The following is a 20,983-nucleotide window of genomic DNA, read 5'->3' on the forward strand; positions in this document are numbered from 1 at the left end:
TTAAATAGTATAGATTTATAAGGAGGCCATAAAATATGGAATTACTTAAAATTGTCGATCTTCATGTGTTGATAGGTGAAAAAGAAATTATAAAAGGAGTAAATGTAACGATCAATTCGAATGAAATTCATGCGATAATGGGGCCGAATGGAGCAGGCAAAACAACTCTCATAAACGTTATAATGGGTAATCCTAAATATAAAATATCATCTGGAGATATCCTTTTCAAAGGTAAAAGTATCCTTAACCTGAATGTGGATGAAAGGGCAAAACTCGGCATATTTCAGTCTTTTCAATATCCGGAAGAAATATCCGGTGTTACCTTTATGAATTTTCTTAAACTTGCTTATGAAAAGGTGCATCCGGAAAATCAGATGAAGGTACTTGAATTTGGCGACATGTTGCTCAAAACTGCCGACTCACTTAAGATCGATCGTGATTTTCTTAAGAGATACGTTAACCTTGGTTTTTCAGGCGGAGAAAGAAAAAAATCCGAAATACTTCAACTTAACGTTTTGAATCCTAAAATTGCTTTGCTCGATGAAACCGATTCAGGGCTTGATATAGATGCCCTCAGGGTGGTATCAAATGGCATAAACCATGCGTTTGAAAGGGGCATGTCAGTCTTACTCGTGACACATTATAAAAGGATATTGGATTATGTAAGGCCAAATTTCGTGCATGTATTTGTAGATGGTCGGATAGTCAAAACCGGTGGAATGGAAGTTGCCGAAGAACTTGAAAGAAATGGGTACGAGGAAGTGAGATCATGACAAAAAATTTCAACGTTATTTTGAAAACAGAACCCGGCTTAAGCAGAAAAATCATAGAAGAGATTTCTCAGGCAAAAGATGAACCTTCATGGATGAAGGAGTTAAGAATAAAATCTCTTGAATACTTTATGAACAGACCAAATCCGACATTTGGCGTCGATATATCTCCGCTCGATCTCAATTCAATAGTAAACTACGTAAGACCCGGAGCGCAAAATGAAAGATCGTGGGAAGATGTTCCCGAAGACATAAGAGAAAATTTTGAAAAACTTGGAATACCCGAGGCAGAACGAAAAGCACTTTCAGGTGTTGGAGCCCAGTATGATTCAGAAGTCGTTTATCACAACATGAAAGAATCTCTTTCGAAATTGGGAGTTATTTTTTTGGAAATGGGAATGGCTGTTAAAACATATCCCGATCTTGTCAAGAAATATTTCATGAAACTTATTCCTCCCAACGATCATAAGTTCGCTGCCCTTCACGGTGCAGTATGGAGCGGAGGCACCTTCATATACGTACCGCCCAACGTAAAAGTTCCGATGCCCATACAATCTTATTACCTTATGGGCTCTCCAGGTATGGGTCAATTCGAACATACTTTAATAGTCGTCGATAAGGGCGCAACACTTGAATTCATAGAGGGATGTTCCGGACAGAATTATTCTGTCAGCAACATGCATGCCGGTGCGGTTGAGATATACGTCGGAGAAGGATCTACCGTTAAATTTTCGACGATAGAGAACTGGGCAAAAAACACTTACAACCTTAACACAAAACGGGCGTCGGTCGATAAAGATGGAACAATAATATGGATATCCGGAACGATGGGTTCGGCAAAAACGATGTTATATCCATCGAGCATTTTAAAAGGCAAAGGTGCGAGAACTGAATATACAACTATAACTTACGCAGGTCCTGGCCAGCATCTCGATACCGGCACAAAGGTCTTTCACTTTGCACCTTACACGTCATCAAAAGTAGATTCAAGAAGTATAAGTTTTGGTGGTGGATATGCGTTTTACAGAGGACTCGTGAGAGTCTCGGAATCGGCTGTTCATTCAAAATCGTCCGTTGATTGTTCTGCTTTAATGGTAGATGATATATCCAAATCAGATACACTCCCTATAATAGAAGTTATGAACAACGAATCCGAAATCGGACATGAGGCCTACGTCGGAAAGATAAACGAAGATCAGATATATTATCTAATGAGCAGAGGACTCAGCGAAGAAGATGCACGTGCTTTGATAGTAAGAGGATTTCTCGAACCATTTATAAAGCAATTGCCATTTGAATATGCCGTCGAATTCAACAGACTCATAGATATGCATTTCAATTCAAAGATAGGGTGATGGATATGTTTGCAAGAGTTGAACCTAAAAGAGAAAATTTTAAAATATCTGATGATTATAAACTTGAAGACATAATCGAAAATGATGAATCGTTAAAGAAACTTTTCTTTGATTATTCACAATATGACTTTCCGAAATGGAAAAGACTTGAATTTTCCGATTTCAAAAAAATGCCTGTTAAAAAATACGTTGGAAACTTCGTAAAAGAAGGAAATGTTTCTTTGTCACGGGATGCCTTAAATGTACGAAAATACAAAGAATTTTTACTTGAAAAGTTCAATGGCGTTGATCCTAAATTCACGCTCATGGCTTTGACCTTTTTTAATTCGGGAATTTTTGGAGAGATTGACGGGAATTCAAAAATAACGCTTCAATACGATATGGGCAAAAATCAAAGTGTTATAGAAAATTCCGGCCTTATATTGCAACCGGATGCTTCCGTCGTACTCATAAGAGAATATAGATCTACCGGTAAATTCCTAAATTCAGCCTCTAAATTGTCTTTGAAAAGGGATTCAAAATTGAAAATATTCAACATCTTTTTTAATTCAAGGACAGATCTTGTGATTTCGTCAAATCTTTATGATCTTGAAGAAAACGCTCAAATTGAAATTTACGACGTTATATTTGGAGGACAAAAAACGGCTATAAATCATGATGCAAATTTAAATGGAAAAAATTCCAAAGCAACGTTCAAATCAGTTTATTTCGGGCGTGGAAAAGAAAGGCTTGATTTAAAATACGCAATCAATCATTTTGGCGAAAAAACCTACGGAAGGATCGAATCGAATGGCGTACTTAACGATGAATCTTATTCCGTGGTGAGGGGAAATATAGACATCAAAAAGACAGCCTACAATGCTGATTCCGAAGAAAAAAGTACGGTCACAAATTTATCTCCCAGGGCACGCGCTGATTCCATACCGTCTCTTTTTGTCGATAACAGTAATGTGGTTGCAAAGCATGGTGCATCTGTTGGAAATATAGACGAAAATAAGTTATACTACTTAATGTCAAGAGGTCTCGATGAAAGATCGGCAATCAAATTGATAATATCCGGCATCTTTGAGCCTTTTATCGATGAAATTCCCCCTGACAATTCGGAATTGAAGGGTGAGATTGAGGATGCGATATCGATTAGGATCTGATTTGAAAAAGGATTTCCCAATTCTTTCGACTGTTTTACCAAATGGCAAAAAGATAATTTATCTCGATAACGCCGCGACAACTCAAAAACCGTTATCTGTCATAGAAAGAATATCGAATTTCTACAAATTCCAAAATGCAAATGTCGCAAGAAGTGCTCATTATTTAGGAGAACAAACCACCATTGCGTACAACGGAGCAAGAAAAACCGTTGCAGATTTTATAAATGCAAGCGAGGATGAAATAATTTTCACTTCCGGAACGACTGAATCTATAAATATGATCGCTTATGGATGGGGAGATGCCAACATATCAGAAGGTGATGAAATAGTTGTCATGACAAGCGAACATCACAGCGATTTTGTGCCGTGGCAACAGTTGGCTATAAGAAAGAAAGGGAAATTCAAAGTTGCGCCGCTCAATTCAGATGGAACAATTAACATGAGTGAATTTAAAAAATCGGTTACTCCAAAAACAAAGATAGTTGCCTGCGCGAGAATGACGAATTCGTTCGGGGTTATAAATCCAGTTGAGGAAATTGGGAAAATAGCGCATGACAACGGTGCTATCTTTGTGGTAGATGGGGCTCAATCTGTTCCATCCATGCCAACCGATGTGAAAGAGATGGATGCCGATTTTCTTTCTTTTTCCGGACACAAAATGTTGGCTCCGATGGGCATAGGAGTGCTTTACGTGAAAAGCACCATCATAAAAGCGCTTGAACCATTTCTTACAGGTGGCGGCATGATAGACGAAGTTAAAACTGAATCCACCACATTTGCCTGTGCGCCGGATAGATATGAGGCCGGCACTCCAAACGTCGAAGGTGCTATTGGTCTTGCAAGTGCAATAGAATATCTCGAAGAAATAGGAATGGAAAATGTGCTCAAACACGAAAGAGAGATCTTAGAATACGCTTATTCAAAATTGGCAGGCGTTGATCGTGTCATACTCTACGGGCCAAAAGATTTTGAAAAAAGGGGAGGAATACTTTCTTTTAACATAAAAGGCATTCATCCTCATGATGTCGCCGCCGTTTTGGATTCAAATGGCGTTGCCATCAGAAGCGGTCATCATTGCGCTCAACCGATTCTGAGGTCTTTGAATATAGATTTCATGGCAACAGCACGCGCAAGTTTTTACATATACAACGATAAATCTGATATCGATGTGCTTGCGGATGCGATAGAAGACGCAAAGAGGCGATTTTGATGGATGATCTTTCAGATCTTTACGCCGAAGTGATAATGGATCATCAGCGACATCCAAGAAACTTTGGTAAACTCGAAAGTTTTGACAGGGAAGTTCAGATGACCAATTCCTCATGTGGAGATCAGATTTCACTTCAGGTTAAATTTGAAAATGAAAAGATAAAGGATTTAAAGTTCACTGGGATGGGATGTGCGATAAGCATGGCCTCGGCATCCGTCATGACGGAAGTCATGAAAGGTTTAAGCATTGAAGAGGCAAAACGTTTTTCCGATGAATTTCTCGAAATGGTCAAAGCGGGAAAAACACCTTCGGATGATTTGAAAGATGCAAAAGTTTTTGAAGGTGTTCATAAATATCCCATGCGCGTCAAGTGTGCAACGCTGGCCTGGCACGCGCTTCAAAAGGCCATGGAGTAAATTAGGATGGTTGAAATATTTCGAATGTTGTGATAAAATAAGAAAGTATGCCGAGATGGCGGAACTGGCAGACGCGCTGGACTCAAAATCCAGTGAACCGGAAAGGTTCGTGTGGGTTCAATTCCCACTCTCGGCACCAAAGGCGGTCTTTAAGACCGCTTTCAATTTATACCTTCAAGGTGGTAAAATTAAATATCGAATATCTTGCAAGATGAGGGGGTCAAATTTCGATGCTTGTAACTAATGTCAAAGTTGTAACAAATGATGTTGAATCCGGAATGATAGAAAATGGCGCAATAGAAATAAAGGATGATGAAATAATAGATGTTGGTGAAAGAGAAGAGATCGAAAAAAAATACGGGAAGACAGAAAAAGAAATTTTAGACGGAAGAAGAGGAATCGTCTTACCCGGTTTTGTAGATACATACGTTAATTTTGAATCCTTCATCTTTCCGGACTTTGGAATAGAAGAAAAAACAGGATTTCCGCCGGAAGATCTTAAAAGGAAAATTTACGATGTACTTCAGTCTTTTTTCGATGATAACGTTTTTTTCACGATTGCAGAAAAGATTGCCATTGAAGGTTTAAGGCATGGCATAACGTGTGTGATCGGATCGATAGACAGATATCTTCATAAAATAGAAGTCGAAAAAAATCTTCAAATTGTTTCTAAAATGCATCCATTCAAATTTGGGGTTGGAGAAAGTGTTCAAACTCCGGAAGATCTGCAAAGGCTTATCAAATCCGGTGAAAAACCCAAGTACATTCCTTTGAACTCTATAACCAACTTTGACGAAAATTCCATGATAACGCTGAAAAATTTTTCCAAAGAGATCGATGCTTTCGTGGCCATATTGCTTTCCGACGAGCAAAAAGAAGAACAGGAAGCCTTTACAAAATACGGCATGTCAAATCTTGAAAGGCTTAGACATCTCAATTTGCTTGGTGAAAGGATGATAATAGTCAATGCACGTCATTTCACGGAAACAGATCTTGACGTTATGGCTGCTTCCGGCACATTAGCCGTTTACTGTACAAGGCAAATGATGACGCATGGAAGCCAATTTCCGAATATAGACGGAATGATGGGCAGAAGCATTAATGTTTCTTTGGGAACAGGTACGATACCGGACCTTTCAATTTTAATGGAAGCACAGGTAACATTCCTTTTAAGAAAAATGCTCAAAGAAGGAGCCGATTTCGATTCTGTTTACCAAACCAAAAAAATGCTGCTTGAAAACAGTTATCGCCTTGGCACAAAACTTTTTGACAGACCAATGGGTAAAATAGCGCCGGGATATGTTGCGGATCTTGCAATATATGACTGCGAATGCAATCTTGGAGATCAAAAGCGTCCTATTTTGAGAAAACTCATCTTCGATTTTCTAAGAGACGCAAAGATCTACATGACCATCGTCAATGGCACTGTTGCTTACGATTCAACTAAAGATTATGAAAATGACCTCGAAGATAGATTAGAAGAAATAAGAAACAAAGTGATATCCAACCTGCGCTGAAACCAAGTAAAAGGCATGTGACAGTGGTGATAAAATGGCAGATTATTTTTTTTCTTACAAAAAAGATCAGGAGACAAAGTCACAACATGAAGATAACGAAGCGATCGAAGAGTTGTTGCACGAGATCACTCATATGATAGCGATGGAAATATTGAATGAATTAAACGGTGATGTCACCACTCTATCAAGACATACGAAGAACGATTTTAAGCACATGCTTGAAGAAGAAATATCGAAGTTCGATTCAATAGAAGAAGTTAAGTATTTGGGTGAATACCTGATAGATCTTTGGAGAAAAACTCATGAATTTTAAATGGAGGTATTTGAATGAGAAAGTACAACAAGTTTTTGTGGATAATGGTTGGTGTGCTTGTGGTTGTGATGATCGTTCAATTCGTTCTGACGACTAACAGAAAGCCACCGTACCAGCAACTTTCTTACCAGGCAGAATATGTTTTCAGTTATGCAACGCCCGTTGTGATAAACGACAGCGTGAAACTTTACTATGCGAATTCTTCCGATCTTCAGAAGGCAATCGATGAATTCAACAAATTGAGTCCACAAGACAAGTTCAAATCTTACCAGCAGATGTTCCAAAATCTTTCCAATTCGACGAAATTATCTTTTATTCCGATAAGTTATGATTCCACGGCAACGATAATCAACCCCAATACGCTCCAATTCAATGAACATAGCGTTGTCGACGGAATAGTAACCGCTAAAGGATCAGAGTACGTCGTTTCCATGGGAAAAGTTGGAATGAAACTCGACAGCGGATCAGTTGTGACTTTAAAATTTCCCGATGGAAGTAAAATAATTTCTGTCAGTCCAACTCCGACGACTTTCAACAATTCAATGTTAACATGGAATGGTCCTATGGACCTTTCTTTTCCAGAAGTGGTTTACACAAAGTGAAATATTTTATTCGTGAAATTACAAATTTTGAAAGGGAGGAATTTTCATGCCAAGGAAAAAGAAAACAGACTATTCAGAAATGAAAAAGGCACTCGAGTTTGAATCTAAAAACGCCTGGAAAGATCTGAACGAAAGAGAAGTCGATGAATTCTCCAAAGAATACGTTGATTTCATGTCAAAGGGAAGGACAGAACGTACCTTTTCAGAGGAAGCGATAAATTTTCTCGAGAAAAATGGCTATAAACCGATTGAAAACGTGAACTACAAAGACGAAGTAAAGGCTTACTACCTTTACAGAGGTAAAACTCTGGCAATTTACAAAATTCCCAAAAAATTCAACGGCGGTCTTAACATCATAGCCTCCCACATAGACTCTCCGAGAATAGACTTTAAACCAAAGCCAATATATGAAGATTCAAACATGACACTTGCAAAAACTCATTATTACGGAGGAATAAAAAAATATCAATGGTTTAACATACCGCTTGCCATCATCGGAGTTGTGGCAAAAAGCGACGGTAGCGTTGTTAAGGTCAATGTCGGTAGTGATCCCAAAGATCCGGTTTTCGTTATAAGCGATCTGCTGCCGCACCTTGATAGAAATGAAAACAAAAAAGTTTCCGACATAACAGGAGAGATGTTGAATCTCATAATAGGTTCCAAACCTGTAACCTTCGACAAAATGGAAGAACCTTTGAAATTGAACGTTTTGAAAATATTGAATGAGAAATATGGAATAACGGAAGAAGATCTTTCAAGCGCGGAATTGGAAATAGTGCCATCTTTTGAACCAAGAGAAATAGGCTTTGACAGAAGCATGATAGGTGCTTACGGTCATGATGACAAGATATGCGCTTTTGCGAGTCTTAAAGCCATAATTGATAGTCCAAAAGTTTCAAGACCAACTGTGATACTTTTCTTTGACAAAGAAGAGATAGGAAGTTATGGCAGTACCGGCGCATCCCATCAATTCTGGATGTTACCTTTGAAGAAGATTTTGAAGACAAGGGGAATCGATCTTGAAGTATCTTTCGACGAGATGATAGAAGACACGGCGGTACTTTCGTCAGATGTAAATGCCGCCCTCGATCCCACATTCAAAGACGTGTTTGAAGCAAACAATTCTGCCTTTCTCGGGAAAGGTGTGGTTGTTACAAAATATACCGGCGCCCGCGGCAAGGCTGGTTCAAGTGATGCCGATGCTGAATTCGTTGCAAAGATAAGGAAAGTGTTCAACGATAACAAAGTTGTCTGGCAAACCGGAGAACTCGGAAAGGTCGATGTGGGAGGCGGAGGCACTATAGCCTTGTTCTTTGCGGAATACGGCATGCATGTGGTTGATGTTGGACCGGCGTTGCTTGGAATGCATTCACCCTTTGAAATAGTGTCAAAGGCCGATCTTTACCAAACATACCTTGCATATCTTGCCTTCATAAAAGACTACGAGTAATTCGTTATGAGTTTTAACCTCTTTTGTTATATAATCTCTTCGAGAGAATAACGAGAGAGGTTTTTTCATTGAAAAGTGAATGGAGGATTGTCGAATCTGACGTTGAATTAGAACAAATTTTAAGTAAAAAATTTGGTATAAATTCTCTGCTTTCACACATACTGTCAAGTAGGGTCAAAAACGTTCAAGAAGCAGAAGAACTTTTGTTTCCAGAAAGAATAGCGCTTGGAAATCCCTATGAGATGGCTGGGATGAAAGATGTCGTTGAAGAACTGATAAAAATAAGGGATAGCAAAGAAAGTTTGGTCATCTACGGAGATTATGATGTCGATGGGGTGACGGGTACTGCTCTTTATTATCTCATATTGAAAAAATGGGGATGGAATGTTGAATACCATATACCAAGCAGGCTCGAGGACGGTTACGGTTTAAGCAAAGAAACCATAAAACGATTTGCAATCGAGGGCAAAAAGAACTTTTTAACCGTCGATTGCGGAATAACTTCAGTGGAAGAGATAGATTATGCGAATTCTTTGGGATGCAAAGTTATAGTCACAGATCATCATGAACCAAAAGAAAAAATTCCTCACGCAACCGCGATAGTCAATCCAAAGTGTTCCGATGATCATTACCGTTTTAAAAGTTTTTCCGGGGTTGGTGTTGCTTACAAAGTTGTTGAAGCGATTAAAATGCGTCTTGGAACAAACGATGATCTTGAAAATTATCTTGATATAGTGGCACTGGGAACGATTGCCGATATAGTTCCTTTGCTTGGAGAGAACAGATATTTCGTTTACAAAGGCCTTCAATTGTTGTCGATGAAAAACAGAGTCGGGATTTCCGCGTTGATGGAAGTTTCTAACGTTAATTTCGAAAATATAAAAACACACGATGTGGGTTTTAGAATAGCCCCCAAGATAAACGCCGTGGGACGCATAGACAATGCCGTTACAGCACTTCAACTCATAATTGAGGAGGATCCTAAAAAGGCCTTTAAATTTGCCGATGAACTTGTAAAGAAAAATCAGGAAAGGCAGTTCATAGAAAACGAGATATATCAGGAAGCAATAGCGAATTTGGACAGTCTAAGTGATTTCGAAAATCTAAAAATTCTTGTCATAGATCACAAAAATTGGCATCCAGGAGTTATAGGAATTGTGGCATCGAGAATTCTATCGATGTATCATAAACCAACGTTGATGATAACCATAGATGGCGATACGGCGCGCGGATCGGCAAGAAGCGTTGAAGGGATCAACATAATCGATATTCTCGGTAAGGCGAGGGATCTGCTCGATGAATTCGGCGGCCATAAAATGGCGGCAGGATTTTCTCTCAAAACAGACAAGATAGAATTGTTTAAATCAAGAATAAACGAAATAATGGCCGATTACGATACCGATCTTCTCAAATCAGAATTGTTGATAGATGATGAAATAACCCTTGAAGAAGTTGACGGCGGATTCATAGATAGCGTTGAAAATTTAAAACCATTTGGAAATGGAAATCCAGAACCTGTTTTTCTCATCAGAAATTTAACGATAGAACAACTAAAGCCTGTCGGTAAAAGCAGTTTTAAGACGATTTTGAAATCCAAAGAAAAAAAATTAGAAGGCATAGGCTTTGGTCTGTTGGATATGACAAATGCTTTCAGATTTTCTCATGGATCAAAGAAAGTTGATGTAATCGTGAACGTTTGGAAAGATTCATGGAATGGAAGCGAAAGGTATCAACTTAACATAATAGACATGGATGTCAAAAATGAAGATAGAATTGTCGTCAAACATGATCACCATTTTGACGATATGGAACTTGAAAATCTCGATAAAAACGGAAATACGCTCGTGATCGGTTCACCCAACATTGTGGAAGAAATCATAATTAGAATGGCTCAAAAATCAAAGAAAATCGTGGTTGTGCTCCCGACAAACTCAATGCTTGCGGATATTTACAATTCCGTGTTTGCCGCTTTGGAAAATTTCAACTTATCGATAGGATACGTCGACGCACTGCATCCTGTCGTTAAAGATGAAGATCTGATCTTCACGAATATTTTCTCATTATCAAAAGTTTTAAAAGAGAAATCAAATCTCATAATTTGCGAGCCACAAATGATTATTCAGTCATCGATGTTTGATTATTTTTCAAAAATCGTTGAGAAAATTCATCCCAAAAGCCTTATCTTCTTTTCTTCTTTTTTCAGCAAAGCGGAAGAAACGACGATAACGGATACTTTTAATTGCAAGATTGTCAACATATTTCAAAAACAGAATTTAGGCGTGATAGACGATAGAAACGTTTCAAATAAAATGGAAATAATAGAAGAACTCATAGAAAACAAAACGAGATCGGCGGTTGTCTTTTCCGATATTCAAAGTTTGAAATCCTTTTACATCAAACTGTGCAAAAATCATCCTGCGATGTGCACGAATCGAGAAATATCAACTTACATTCCGAATGAAGATAAATCAATTGAATTAAAACATGACAGGGTAAATCTTTTGCTTGCCACCGGATCCATGATTCCAAGAATGGAATTTGAAAGGATCATTTACTATGATTTTCCGAGAAATCACAGCGAATTTCTCAAACCCCCAGCGGCTTTGAAAAGGGGAATGAATATGACCGTCCAAATGATTTTTGGAAACGACGATGTTCAAAAAAACATGAGAGATCTTGAAGAACTTTTCCCTCTGCCTCAAAGAATTATCGAAAGCGCCAAAATACTCAAAAATTCATCTGGAGATATGACGGACGCTCTCATACGTTCCGAAATGGCATCTTCAAAAGCAATTGCCAAAATTTACCTTTCCATTCTTTCAGAAATTTCCGCATTCAACGGAAAAACCGTAACGAGGATCCCGGCAGCAGACGAGATTGAAAATTCTTTACGTGAAAGGGAAGGATGGATGGAGAAATTTTCATTGAAAATACTCGAAAAAGATCTTATGAATTCTCAGGTTAAGAATATAGCCAAGATATTTCAAAATCCGTTCGAAGCGCATGAAAAAAGTAGCTATTGATTTTGGAACAAAAAGAACCGGTTTTGCCTTTACAGATCCAACTGAGATGATCGTTTCAAAAGTTAAAACTGTTGATACGGAAGATATATTCAAAGAATTGGAAGAAAATCAACCATTTTCAGAGATAATTATAGGATTGCCCATCAACTTGAAGATGAATTTTACACCCTCAACTTATTTGGCCATTGACAAAGCAATAGAAATAGGAGAAATTTTTTCACCGGTTCCCGTTTATCTTATGGACGAAAGATTTACGACAAAAATTGCCGGTTCAATGCATAAAAAAGAAATAATAGACGGAATAAGCGCTTCAATTTTACTTGAAGAACGTTTAAGGGGCGCAAAGGGAACAAGGGTTTTTTGGTCATTACCCAATATTTCGACTCAAATTGTGGATCTTATTTCATCCATTGGCCCTTTTAAAGATGTTTTGATTCTCGGGAATGCTCTAAGAGGAATTGAAAAGTATCCAATTGGTTCAAACATTGAAATTTTTGAAGATAACCCCGTTTTTTTCAGACTCAGATCGATGTCTTCGAATTACACTTTGAATTTTGGCATGGTTTGGGATATAATTCTAAAAAAGATAGAACATGCAAATCTTGTCATCTGTGAAGGCTTAGATCGCGAAAAAATCAAAAACAGTTTTTCAGACGGCACTTTTGTGATAACAGAAAATGCAAACGTTGAGGGTACTCTGTCAGTAGGGGGAAGATGGCTGAAGATAGAAAAGATAAACAAAAGGTAAATTCAAAAGAATACATTCAACTCTTCAAAAAAACAAATATAATAACATCATTCGGTATAACCGTCATTTCTAACATAGCAATAGGGGGACTTATAGGTTACTATCTCGATAAATGGACTTTCAACAACAAAGTGCTTTTGTTAATTTTTCTTATACTGGGCATTGTTTCTGGTATGTACAACGGCATAAAGTTGCTCATGAAAGAGGCAGAAAAAGAAAATGGAAAGGATAAAAAGTCTTAACTTTACTTTCAATCTTTTTCTTACCTACTGTTTTTTTTCTCCCATTCTTTCCATATGGGGGTGGAAAGCTTTTGCCGGATTTTCGATTGGAATGATCGGTGCCGAACTTTCATGGTTTATGTTGAACGAAGATGCTGTAAAGATTAAAAATGGCAAATTCAGATTTGCGGCATTTGGTGCCATAAAAAGATACGTTGTTTTTTCAATAGCACTTTTGATAGCCTTTTCAAGTTTTTCCATCGAAGGTTTTTTTTCAACTTTCATTGGACTTGAAATGTTAACCTTGACTTTATTCACTTCATCTTATTTATTCAACGATCTTGAATCCAAGGGGGGATTTAGATGAAATTGCACTTTTCAAAGGGAGAAAAAATTTTTTTAGTGATCTTCTTTTCTTTCTATTTTGCTTTTGCGTTATGGAATGCCAGTTCCGTACAATTTCCAGAAGGAGTAGGACTTGTCTGGCAGATAAAGACTCCAATGCCTTCTATTTTGGAGACGATCAATCCCATGACCGTTATAATGACAATTTTGATAGTCATTTTATGGATATTAATAGGCATCAGATTCAAAAGGCAACTCTCGAAAATACCGTCGAAATTTCAATCGGCGATTGAATTACTTTTGTCTTTTCTTTACAACCTTGTCGAAAGTACTATCCCTGTGAGCAAACTTGTAAAACCTGTTTTTTATTTTGTATCAACACTTTTCCTCTTTATAGTCGTTGCGAACGTACTTGGTGGCATTCCGGGCATTACCGTGAGTTATGTGAATAACGGTTTATCCATAAACTTTTTCACGGACACCTGGTATTCTCCTACGGCCGACCTCAACACAAACATAACTTACGCTATCATGGTCTTGATAGCGAGTTACGTATTTTCAATCAAGTACAAAGGATTCAAGGAATGGTCAAAAGGTTTTATTTATCCAAGTCCTTTTATGCTTCCCATGAACATTCTCGGTGAACTTTCAAGGCCTATATCCCATTCTTTCAGGTTGTTCGGGAATATAGGCGGCGGTGCTTTGATCGCTTTGATGCTTTGTTATTTAACCAAATACACGGTTGTTCCAGTGATAATTTGGGGATTTTTTGGTTTTTTCGTAGGGGTAATTCAGGCTTACGTTTTTACGATATTGGCAGTGGCATATATAAGTGCACAACTTGAATAAAATAGGGAGGTAGATTAAATTGACAGATTTAACAATGGCACAGGCCGTCGTTCAGGCGGCAAAGTACATAGGAGCAGCACTTGTAATGGGATTGGGCGCTTTAGGTCCGGCACTCGGAGAAGGAAGCATAGGTTCAAGAGCGATGGAAGCCATGTCAAGGCAACCGGAAATGGTCGGGGCGATAACAACAAGGATGATCCTCGCCGATGCAATAACCGAAACAACAGGGCTTTATGCTTTGCTTATCGCTTTTATGATCCTGCTGTTTTAGGAGACGGATATGTCCGGGATTTTTTTGAACTTTAACGGTACTTCCATTCTTCAATTGATGAGTTTTTTCATACTCATGTATTTTCTCGTTAAATTGCTTTACAAACCTTTTCTTTCCATGCTGGAAAAAAGGCGCAATGAAATAAAAAGTGAATACGATAAAGCCTCAAAAGAGAGAGCAGAGGCCGAAAAGATGAAAGAAATGGCCAAAGCAGATCTCGATGAAATAAGAAAGAACATTTTAAATTACGAGGAAGAATCAAAAAAGAGAGTTGCCGAATACGAATTAAATGAAAAGCGACGTATTGACGAGGAAATAAAGGTGATGATGGAAAACGCAAAATCACAGATTGAAGAAGAAAAAGCCAAAGCTCAAAAAGTTTTAGAAACTCAGGTTGTGACGATTTCAATCGCACTCGCTTCTAAGATCATCCAGCAAGAAATAGACGAGAAATCGAAAAGAGAATTTCTGATGAAACAACTTTCAAAAATGGGTGGAATAAATGAGATCAAGTAGAACTTTGACTTACAAATACGCAATTGCTTTGAATGAGATAAAAGACAGAAAATTGTACATGGCAATCGATTTACTCTTGGATATCAAGGACAGCGATGTTAAAACGTTCTTTTTAGATCCCACAATTCCATATCATAACAAATCTAAGGTTTTGTCAGAGGTTTTTTCTCTTGACGAAAAAGCCGAAAGATTTTTTGATCTTTTGTTCATTCACAAAAGATTTAAACTCTTGAATGAAATAAAAGAACTTGCCGAAAAGATGACAATGCGACAACACGGTTTAGAAAAAGTTTACGTCAGGAGTGCTATTACATTAAACGAAGAAGATAAACAGGCTATAATCGACGCCATAGGAAAAGTTAGAAAGACAAAATCGATTTTGATCGTTAAAGAAGATCCTTCCCTTGTCGCAGGCATAATAATAGATTTCGAAGATTCGATTGTAGACTTAAGTATTTCTGGCGCTTTTAAAAATTTAGAATACTTCATCTTTGGAGGTTGATGACGTGCGTATAAATCCAGATGAAATTTCAAAGATATTACTTGAAAAAATAGAAAATTTTGAGGATATCCCCAATCTAAAAGAAGTTGGACGTGTGATTCAAATAGGAGACGGGATAGCACGTGTTTATGGGCTCGAAAATGTGATGTTTAACGAACTTGTCAAATTTCAAAATCAACAGATGGGTTTGGTCATGAGCCTTGAGCCAGACGATGCCGGCATCGTCATACTTGGAGAGTATAAAAATATAAAAGAAGGGGATCTTGTCGAAAGAACCGGCAAAGTCATTGAAATTCCGGTTGGAGATGAATTGATCGGTCGTGTTGTGGATCCGCTTGGCATTCCTCTTGACGGAGGGCCAAAGATAAAATCTTCTAAAACAAGACCAATAGAAAGAAAAGCCGTTGGAATAATAGAAAGACAACCTGTCAATGTCCCACTTCAAACAGGCATAAAAGCAATAGATGCCATGATCCCGATAGGAAGAGGGCAAAGAGAATTGATAATAGGAGACAGACAAACTGGCAAAACAGCCATAGCGATTGACACCATAATAAACCAAAAAGATCAAAATGTGCTTTGCGTTTATGTGGCAATAGGTCAAAAAAATTCCGAAGTTGCCCGTACGATAGAGAGATTGAAGAAATCCGGATCCATGAATTACACAACGGTTGTCGTTGCCGGTGCAAGCGATCCGGCATCTTTGCAATACATAGCCCCTTACGCTGGAGCATCAATAGCCGAGGAATGGATGTTTGCGGGTAAAGATACCCTTGTAATTTACGATGATTTAAGTAAACATGCAATTTCTTACAGACAATTAGCCTTGCTTTTAAGAAGACCACCGGGCCGGGAAGCATATCCGGGCGATATATTTTACACTCATTCTCGCCTTCTCGAAAGATCTGCAAAATTAAACGATGAACTCGGTGGCGGTTCAATGACAGCACTTCCGATAGTTGAAACTCAGGCAAACGATGTCAGCGCTTACATTCCAACTAACGTCATATCCATAACCGATGGCCAAATTTATCTTGAATCTGCTTTGTTTCATGCCGGATTCAGGCCTGCAATTAACGTTGGACTTTCAGTTTCTCGTGTCGGAGGTGCCGCGCAGACGAAAGCTATAAAAAAGGTTTCCGGAAATTTGAGAATAATGCTTGCCCAATACAGAGAACTGGAGACTTTTGCCCAATTTTCAACGGAACTTGATCCTGCCACTCAGTCCCAAATAAAAAGGGGCCAGCATCTTATGGAATTACTTAAACAGGAACAGTATTCAACCATGACATTTGAAGAAGAAACTGTTTCAATCTATGCTGGTGTAAAAGGATATCTCGATGATCTGCCCATTTCGGAGGTAAAAAGATTTGAAAAAGCGTTACTCGAAAAAATCAAAAAAAATGAAAACCATATTCTCGATCGAATAAACAAAAGCAAAGATTTGGATGCCGATGTGGAAGAACAGTTAAAAATATTTCTGGAATCTTTGAAAAAAGAATTCGGAGGTAAATAATGGGTCGTGGCATTCAATTAGAAATAAAAAGAAAAATATCATCCGTTAAATCAACGATGCACATGACAAAGGCCATGGAAATGGTGGCAACAGCGAGATTGCAACTTTTCAAGAAAAATTTCAAGAATTTTTATGAGTACGAAAAAGAATTGTCTTCTGCTTTTCAAAGAATAAGCAGTTCAATCGAAGATATAGATGAAGTTAAAAACTTTATCTGGAAACACACACCTTCAAAAGTTATGATCGTTGTTATATCAGGCGATATGGGACTTTGTGGTTCTTACAACGATGATATAGTTAACGCATCTTACGAAAGAGAAAAAAATCTTGGAGAATCATTTGACTCTTTTTACGTAATAGGATCCAAAGCCAGCAAGAGAATGAGATTTGATGAGAAAAAAATAAGAAGGTCCATTACCGATATGTATTCAAAACCATTTTACGATGACGCACAAAGCCTTTCAAATGAGTTGATGAGGATATACACGAAAGGTGAAGTTGATTGCATTGAAATCATACACGGGTATTCGAAAACTTCTTTGGTGCAAAATGTTAAAGATGAAGTGTTTTTGCCAATAAAAATTGACAAACAATCTCAAAACATATCATATGATTTCGAACCTTCTGCCGAAGAAATGTTAAAAGTGGTTATGCCGCAATATTTTGGATCAAAGATGTACAGGATATTACTCGAATCAAGGGTATCGGAACAGAACGCGCGTCAGAATGCCATGAGGAACGCAACGGAGAACGCTAAAAAACTTATAGATGATCTTAGTTTGAAATACAACAAAATGCGTCAATTTTACATAACTCAAGAAGTCATAGAAATAACAAACAGTTCAGAAGGACTCAAAGGGGAGGAATGAAATGAAAAAGGGAAAAGTTGTGGGAATTGTAGGCCCTATCGTTGACGTTAAATTTCCCACCGATAGCATTCCTAACATACATAATGCCTTAAAAGCGAAAATTAACGATAGAGAGATTATAATGGAAGCTGAGCAACTTATGGGAGATGATGAAGTAAGATGTATCGCCCTCGATTCGACAGACGGTTTAAGCAGAGGAACGGAAATCGAAGACAGTGAAGGACCCATCATGGTACCTGTGGGAAATGAAAATATGGGAAGAATTTTTAATTTGGTCGGTGAACCAATAGATAAAAAGGGAACGGTCAAATCTAAAGAAAAATGGCCAATTCACAGAGAGCCTCCGTCCCTCGAAGATCAAAGCACAAAGGTTGAAATTTTAGAAACCGGTATAAAGGTTATCGATTTGATAGCACCTTTCCCGAAAGGAGGAAAGATAGGATTTTTTGGCGGCGCCGGCGTCGGGAAAACAGTGCTTGTAATGGAAATGATAAGAAACATAGCGATAGAACACGGCGGCTTTTCGATCTTTGCGGGAGTTGGTGAAAGAACAAGGGAAGGTAATGAACTTTGGAATGAAATGATCGAAAGTGGCGTTATGGACAACACCGTGCTCGTTTTCGGGCAGATGAATGAGCCACCCGGCGCAAGATTTAGGGTTGCATTGAGTGCCCTTACGATGGCTGAATATTTCAGAGATGTTCAAAAGAAAGATGTCTTGCTTTTCATAGACAACATATTCAGGTTTGTTCAGGCAGGATCAGAAGTGTCTGCTCTTCTTGGAAGAATGCCATCCGCCGTCGGATATCAACCGACACTTTCGACGGACATGGGAGAACTTCAAGAAAGAATCACCTCTACGAAGTATGGTTCGATAACCTCTGTTCAGGCCATATACGTCCCGGCAGATGATATAACCGACCCTGCTCCAGCAACGACCTTCACGCATCTTGACGCAACTATAGTGCTTTCCCGTCAAATAGCCGAACTCGGACTTTACCCCGCCATGGATCCACTTGAATCTAACTCAAAATTACTTGATCCGTCCGTAATAGGTAAAGAACATTACGAAGTGGCAAGAGAAGTTCAGAGGGTCTTACAAAGATACAAGGATCTTCAAGATATAATAGCGATACTTGGAATGGAAGAATTATCGGAAGAAGATCGTTTGACAGTGCAAAGGGCAAGAAAGATCCAGCGTTTTTTAAGTCAACCTTTATTTGTCGCAGAGCACTTCAACAACATCAAAGGAGAATATGTATCGATAGCAGAAAACGTTAGGGGATTTAAAGAAATACTCGAAGGCAAGCACGATGACCTTCCGGAACAGGCTTTTTTGATGACCGGCACGATAGATCAAGCAGTACAAAAAGCCAAAAATTTAAGTGGAGCATGACATGTTCAGATTAAAAATTATAACGCCGGAGAAAATCGCGTTTGATAAAATGGCCAAATTCGTTGAATTTAAAACGGTTAATGGGGCGATGGGTACATTGCAAAACAGACTTCCTTTTTTTGTTGCACTTGATATTGCCGAATTCGAAATTGAATCTGAGGACGGTCATAGAATTTTTTTCGCCGTTCACGGTGGAATCGGGGAATTTTTCAACAACGTGTTTACCGTACTTTCGGATGCAGCAGAAAAGCCTGAGGATATAAACGTTGAAAGGGCTAAAAGAAGTCTTGAGCGTGCAAGAGTGGATATTGAAGAAGTTGAAGAAATCAGAAGGAAAGAACTTGAAATGAAAATTCAGAGGGCTCTTGTTAGGCTAAAAATTTCTCAAAAGAAGGAGAGGTGATCGAATTGAAAATTGCCATTTTAACCGGAGGTGGAGATTGTCCGGGATTGAATGCGGTCATAAGAGGCATTGTCAAAGCAAAAAGAAGTGAAGATTCTGTCATCGGATTTAAAAGAGGTTGGGAAGGTGTCATCAACGACGATTACGTTAATCTTACCGAAGACGATGTCGAGGGAATACATCTTTTGGGTGGAACGATTCTTGGAACTTCGAGGACCAATCCTTTCAGCATAACGGATGGATCGAAAAAAGTCGTTGATAATTTTGAAAAAGAGAAGATAGACGCACTTATAGCGATAGGCGGAGATGACACTTTAAGTGTCGCAACCAAGTTCTGTGGTCTCGGTTTGAAAATCGTGGGAGTTCCCAAAACCATAGACAACGATGTTTCAAACACAGATTACACTTTCGGCTTTCACACGGCTGTCAATGTCGGTGCTGACGCAATAGACAGGCTTCAGTCAACTGCCAAGTCACATGGGCGTATAATGTTAGTTGAACTTATGGGAAGAGATGCCGGATGGATAACGCTTGAGGCCGGTCTGGCTGCCGGGGCTCATCTTATATTGATACCTGAATTTCCAAGAACGATAGAAGAAATAGTCGAAATACTCGTAAAACGCATGAAGGTAAAGGGATACGCTGTTGTGGCCGTTGCGGAAGGTTTTAAACCAACCAACCTTGAAAATGTCGTTGGAGATAAATCGACCATAGATCCATTTGGACACATAAAACTCGGAGGAATAGCACATTATCTTTCCGAAATCATAGAGCAAAAGACCGGATATGAAACCAGATCAGTGGTACTCGGACACCTGTTGAGAGGTGGGACCCCTACGGCTTTTGACAGAATACTCGGGACACGTTACGGAGTAGAGGCAATGAAACTCGTACAAAAAGGCGATTTTGGACGCATGGTGGCGTTGAGTGGAAATGATATAATTTCCATTCCGATAGAGTATGGAGTTGCCACGAAGAAACTTGTACCTTTTGATTACTATAAACTTGCGGAGATGTTTTTTGGATGAAAGGTGAACATCCTTACGTCAAATGGGCAATAAAAGTCATAGAATCGAAAATAAGAAAAGGGATTAATCTTGAACCCGATCCAAGCCTTCTGCCTTCCGAACTTTTCCAAAAAAAGGCGGGTGCATTTGTAACCCTCCACACGCTTGACGGCGATCTAAGAGGATGCATAGGTACTTTTTTGCCGACAACGCAGGATCTTGCACATGAAATAGCACAAAACGCGATATCCGCAGCGCTTGAAGATCCGCGTTTTGAACCTGTGAGTCCAGAAGAATTGGATGATATAGTTGTCAGCGTTGACGTACTTTCGATGCCAGAAGAGATAAAATCTGAAAAAGTACTTGATCCCAAAAAATATGGTATTATTGTTGAAAGTGGGTGGAGAAGAGGACTTTTACTTCCGGATCTTGAAGATGTCGATACGGTAGAAGATCAAATAAAGATAGCGATGATGAAAGCCGGAATAAAAAAGTATGATAGAATATATCGATTCACGGTTGAAAGATATCACTGA

At 38.7% G+C, this 20,983-nt stretch carries 23 protein-coding genes and 1 tRNA gene; all 24 read left to right on the forward strand.

The genetic code is table 11. The annotated features are described in order from the left end of the window. Positions 1 to 35 precede the first annotated feature (35 nt). Positions 36 to 773 (forward strand): Fe-S cluster assembly ATPase SufC, encoded by a 738-nt coding sequence (sufC, locus tag ACP5NR_RS00930; protein ID WP_428005800.1) that lies wholly within the window; start codon positions 36 to 38, stop codon positions 771 to 773. Continuing rightward, a complete protein-coding gene (gene sufB, locus ACP5NR_RS00935) occupies positions 770 to 2,125 on the forward strand; it encodes a Fe-S cluster assembly protein SufB (RefSeq protein WP_428005801.1) in 1,356 nt (451 codons plus the stop codon). Before sufC ends, sufB begins: the two co-directional genes overlap by 4 nt. Positions 2,126 to 2,130: 5 nt before the next feature. Further along, complete coding sequence (locus tag ACP5NR_RS00940) at positions 2,131 to 3,273, forward strand: SufD family Fe-S cluster assembly protein (protein WP_428004230.1); 1,143 nt, start codon at positions 2,131 to 2,133, stop codon at positions 3,271 to 3,273. Beyond that, complete coding sequence (locus ACP5NR_RS00945) at positions 3,251 to 4,483, forward strand: aminotransferase class V-fold PLP-dependent enzyme (protein ID WP_428004229.1); 1,233 nt, start codon at positions 3,251 to 3,253, stop codon at positions 4,481 to 4,483. Before ACP5NR_RS00940 ends, ACP5NR_RS00945 begins: the two co-directional genes overlap by 23 nt. Then, positions 4,483 to 4,899 carry a Fe-S cluster assembly sulfur transfer protein SufU gene (gene sufU, locus ACP5NR_RS00950; RefSeq protein ID WP_428004228.1) on the forward strand — a complete coding sequence of 139 codons (417 nt, stop codon included), beginning with the start codon at positions 4,483 to 4,485 and terminating at the stop codon, positions 4,897 to 4,899. Before ACP5NR_RS00945 ends, sufU begins: the two co-directional genes overlap by 1 nt. Positions 4,900 to 4,948: 49 nt before the next feature. Continuing rightward, positions 4,949 to 5,038 (forward strand) — tRNA-Leu (locus tag ACP5NR_RS00955). A 91-nt stretch (positions 5,039 to 5,129) separates the two neighbouring features. Next, the gene (locus ACP5NR_RS00960) at positions 5,130 to 6,416 is read left to right on the forward strand and encodes an amidohydrolase family protein (protein WP_428004227.1); all 1,287 of its coding nucleotides are present in this window, start codon (positions 5,130 to 5,132) and stop codon (positions 6,414 to 6,416) included. Positions 6,417 to 6,450: 34 nt separating this feature from the next. Beyond that, positions 6,451 to 6,729, forward strand: coding sequence for a hypothetical protein (locus tag ACP5NR_RS00965; protein ID WP_428004226.1), 279 nt, complete (start codon positions 6,451 to 6,453; stop codon positions 6,727 to 6,729). Positions 6,730 to 6,743: 14 nt separating this feature from the next. Further along, positions 6,744 to 7,331, forward strand: coding sequence for a DUF4897 domain-containing protein (locus ACP5NR_RS00970; RefSeq protein ID WP_428004225.1), 588 nt, complete (start codon positions 6,744 to 6,746; stop codon positions 7,329 to 7,331). A gap of 46 nt (positions 7,332 to 7,377) precedes the next feature. Further along, positions 7,378 to 8,781: an aminopeptidase gene (locus ACP5NR_RS00975; RefSeq protein ID WP_428004224.1), complete on the forward strand. Its 1,404-nt coding sequence runs from the start codon at positions 7,378 to 7,380 to the stop codon at positions 8,779 to 8,781. A gap of 68 nt (positions 8,782 to 8,849) precedes the next feature. Further along, positions 8,850 to 11,804: a single-stranded-DNA-specific exonuclease RecJ gene (gene recJ, locus ACP5NR_RS00980; protein WP_428004223.1), complete on the forward strand. Its 2,955-nt coding sequence runs from the start codon at positions 8,850 to 8,852 to the stop codon at positions 11,802 to 11,804. Further along, on the forward strand, positions 11,785 to 12,552 hold the full coding sequence (locus ACP5NR_RS00985; RefSeq protein ID WP_428004222.1) for a RuvX/YqgF family protein: 768 nt from the start codon (positions 11,785 to 11,787) through the stop codon (positions 12,550 to 12,552). The genes recJ and ACP5NR_RS00985 overlap by 20 nt, the downstream gene beginning before the upstream one ends. After that, positions 12,519 to 12,794, forward strand: coding sequence for an AtpZ/AtpI family protein (locus tag ACP5NR_RS00990; RefSeq protein WP_428004221.1), 276 nt, complete (start codon positions 12,519 to 12,521; stop codon positions 12,792 to 12,794). Before ACP5NR_RS00985 ends, ACP5NR_RS00990 begins: the two co-directional genes overlap by 34 nt. Beyond that, a complete protein-coding gene (locus ACP5NR_RS00995) occupies positions 12,772 to 13,140 on the forward strand; it encodes a hypothetical protein (protein WP_428005802.1) in 369 nt (122 codons plus the stop codon). The genes ACP5NR_RS00990 and ACP5NR_RS00995 overlap by 23 nt, the downstream gene beginning before the upstream one ends. After that, entirely contained in the window at positions 13,137 to 13,967 is an 831-nt protein-coding gene (gene atpB, locus ACP5NR_RS01000) for a F0F1 ATP synthase subunit A (RefSeq protein WP_428004219.1), read from the forward strand. Before ACP5NR_RS00995 ends, atpB begins: the two co-directional genes overlap by 4 nt. A 34-nt stretch (positions 13,968 to 14,001) precedes the next feature. Next, complete coding sequence (gene atpE, locus ACP5NR_RS01005; RefSeq protein WP_428004296.1) at positions 14,002 to 14,238, forward strand: ATP synthase F0 subunit C; 237 nt, start codon at positions 14,002 to 14,004, stop codon at positions 14,236 to 14,238. A gap of 9 nt (positions 14,239 to 14,247) precedes the next feature. Beyond that, the gene (gene atpF / locus ACP5NR_RS01010) at positions 14,248 to 14,754 is read left to right on the forward strand and encodes a F0F1 ATP synthase subunit B (protein WP_428004218.1); all 507 of its coding nucleotides are present in this window, start codon (positions 14,248 to 14,250) and stop codon (positions 14,752 to 14,754) included. Then, complete coding sequence (gene atpH / locus ACP5NR_RS01015; RefSeq protein ID WP_428005803.1) at positions 14,741 to 15,256, forward strand: ATP synthase F1 subunit delta; 516 nt, start codon at positions 14,741 to 14,743, stop codon at positions 15,254 to 15,256. Before atpF ends, atpH begins: the two co-directional genes overlap by 14 nt. 4 nt (positions 15,257 to 15,260) lie before the next feature. Then, positions 15,261 to 16,772, forward strand: a complete 1,512-nt coding sequence (atpA, locus tag ACP5NR_RS01020; protein ID WP_428005804.1) for a F0F1 ATP synthase subunit alpha — start codon at positions 15,261 to 15,263, stop codon at positions 16,770 to 16,772. After that, complete coding sequence (gene atpG / locus ACP5NR_RS01025) at positions 16,772 to 17,641, forward strand: ATP synthase F1 subunit gamma (protein ID WP_428005805.1); 870 nt, start codon at positions 16,772 to 16,774, stop codon at positions 17,639 to 17,641. The genes atpA and atpG overlap by 1 nt, the downstream gene beginning before the upstream one ends. 1 nt (position 17,642) lies before the next feature. Continuing rightward, on the forward strand, positions 17,643 to 19,037 hold the full coding sequence (gene atpD, locus ACP5NR_RS01030; RefSeq protein WP_428005806.1) for a F0F1 ATP synthase subunit beta: 1,395 nt from the start codon (positions 17,643 to 17,645) through the stop codon (positions 19,035 to 19,037). A 1-nt stretch (position 19,038) separates the two neighbouring features. Further along, the gene (atpC, locus tag ACP5NR_RS01035; protein WP_428004213.1) at positions 19,039 to 19,440 is read left to right on the forward strand and encodes an ATP synthase F1 subunit epsilon; all 402 of its coding nucleotides are present in this window, start codon (positions 19,039 to 19,041) and stop codon (positions 19,438 to 19,440) included. Between the two features lie 5 nt (positions 19,441 to 19,445). Beyond that, positions 19,446 to 20,468: a 6-phosphofructokinase gene (locus ACP5NR_RS01040; protein WP_428004295.1), complete on the forward strand. Its 1,023-nt coding sequence runs from the start codon at positions 19,446 to 19,448 to the stop codon at positions 20,466 to 20,468. Then, complete coding sequence (gene amrA / locus ACP5NR_RS01045; protein ID WP_428004212.1) at positions 20,465 to 20,983, forward strand: AmmeMemoRadiSam system protein A; 519 nt, start codon at positions 20,465 to 20,467, stop codon at positions 20,981 to 20,983. Before ACP5NR_RS01040 ends, amrA begins: the two co-directional genes overlap by 4 nt.

Source organism: Athalassotoga sp. (genome assembly GCF_049965695.1).
Lineage (GTDB): Bacteria > Thermotogota > Thermotogae > Mesoaciditogales > Mesoaciditogaceae > Athalassotoga.

Coding starts and splice junctions, on each gene's coding strand:
- sufC (WP_428005800.1), top strand. CDS start 36: ATGGAATTACTTAAAATTGTCGATCTTCATGTGTTGATAGGTGAAAAA.
- sufB (WP_428005801.1), top strand. CDS start 770: ATGACAAAAAATTTCAACGTTATTTTGAAAACAGAACCCGGCTTAAGC.
- ACP5NR_RS00940 (WP_428004230.1), top strand. CDS start 2,131: ATGTTTGCAAGAGTTGAACCTAAAAGAGAAAATTTTAAAATATCTGAT.
- ACP5NR_RS00945 (WP_428004229.1), top strand. CDS start 3,251: ATGCGATATCGATTAGGATCTGATTTGAAAAAGGATTTCCCAATTCTT.
- sufU (WP_428004228.1), top strand. CDS start 4,483: ATGGATGATCTTTCAGATCTTTACGCCGAAGTGATAATGGATCATCAG.
- ACP5NR_RS00960 (WP_428004227.1), top strand. CDS start 5,130: ATGCTTGTAACTAATGTCAAAGTTGTAACAAATGATGTTGAATCCGGA.
- ACP5NR_RS00965 (WP_428004226.1), top strand. CDS start 6,451: ATGGCAGATTATTTTTTTTCTTACAAAAAAGATCAGGAGACAAAGTCA.
- ACP5NR_RS00970 (WP_428004225.1), top strand. CDS start 6,744: ATGAGAAAGTACAACAAGTTTTTGTGGATAATGGTTGGTGTGCTTGTG.
- ACP5NR_RS00975 (WP_428004224.1), top strand. CDS start 7,378: ATGCCAAGGAAAAAGAAAACAGACTATTCAGAAATGAAAAAGGCACTC.
- ACP5NR_RS00985 (WP_428004222.1), top strand. CDS start 11,785: ATGAAAAAAGTAGCTATTGATTTTGGAACAAAAAGAACCGGTTTTGCC.
- ACP5NR_RS00990 (WP_428004221.1), top strand. CDS start 12,519: ATGGCTGAAGATAGAAAAGATAAACAAAAGGTAAATTCAAAAGAATAC.
- ACP5NR_RS00995 (WP_428005802.1), top strand. CDS start 12,772: ATGGAAAGGATAAAAAGTCTTAACTTTACTTTCAATCTTTTTCTTACC.
- atpB (WP_428004219.1), top strand. CDS start 13,137: ATGAAATTGCACTTTTCAAAGGGAGAAAAAATTTTTTTAGTGATCTTC.
- atpE (WP_428004296.1), top strand. CDS start 14,002: ATGGCACAGGCCGTCGTTCAGGCGGCAAAGTACATAGGAGCAGCACTT.
- atpF (WP_428004218.1), top strand. CDS start 14,248: ATGTCCGGGATTTTTTTGAACTTTAACGGTACTTCCATTCTTCAATTG.
- atpH (WP_428005803.1), top strand. CDS start 14,741: ATGAGATCAAGTAGAACTTTGACTTACAAATACGCAATTGCTTTGAAT.
- atpG (WP_428005805.1), top strand. CDS start 16,772: ATGGGTCGTGGCATTCAATTAGAAATAAAAAGAAAAATATCATCCGTT.
- atpD (WP_428005806.1), top strand. CDS start 17,643: ATGAAAAAGGGAAAAGTTGTGGGAATTGTAGGCCCTATCGTTGACGTT.
- atpC (WP_428004213.1), top strand. CDS start 19,039: ATGTTCAGATTAAAAATTATAACGCCGGAGAAAATCGCGTTTGATAAA.
- amrA (WP_428004212.1), top strand. CDS start 20,465: ATGAAAGGTGAACATCCTTACGTCAAATGGGCAATAAAAGTCATAGAA.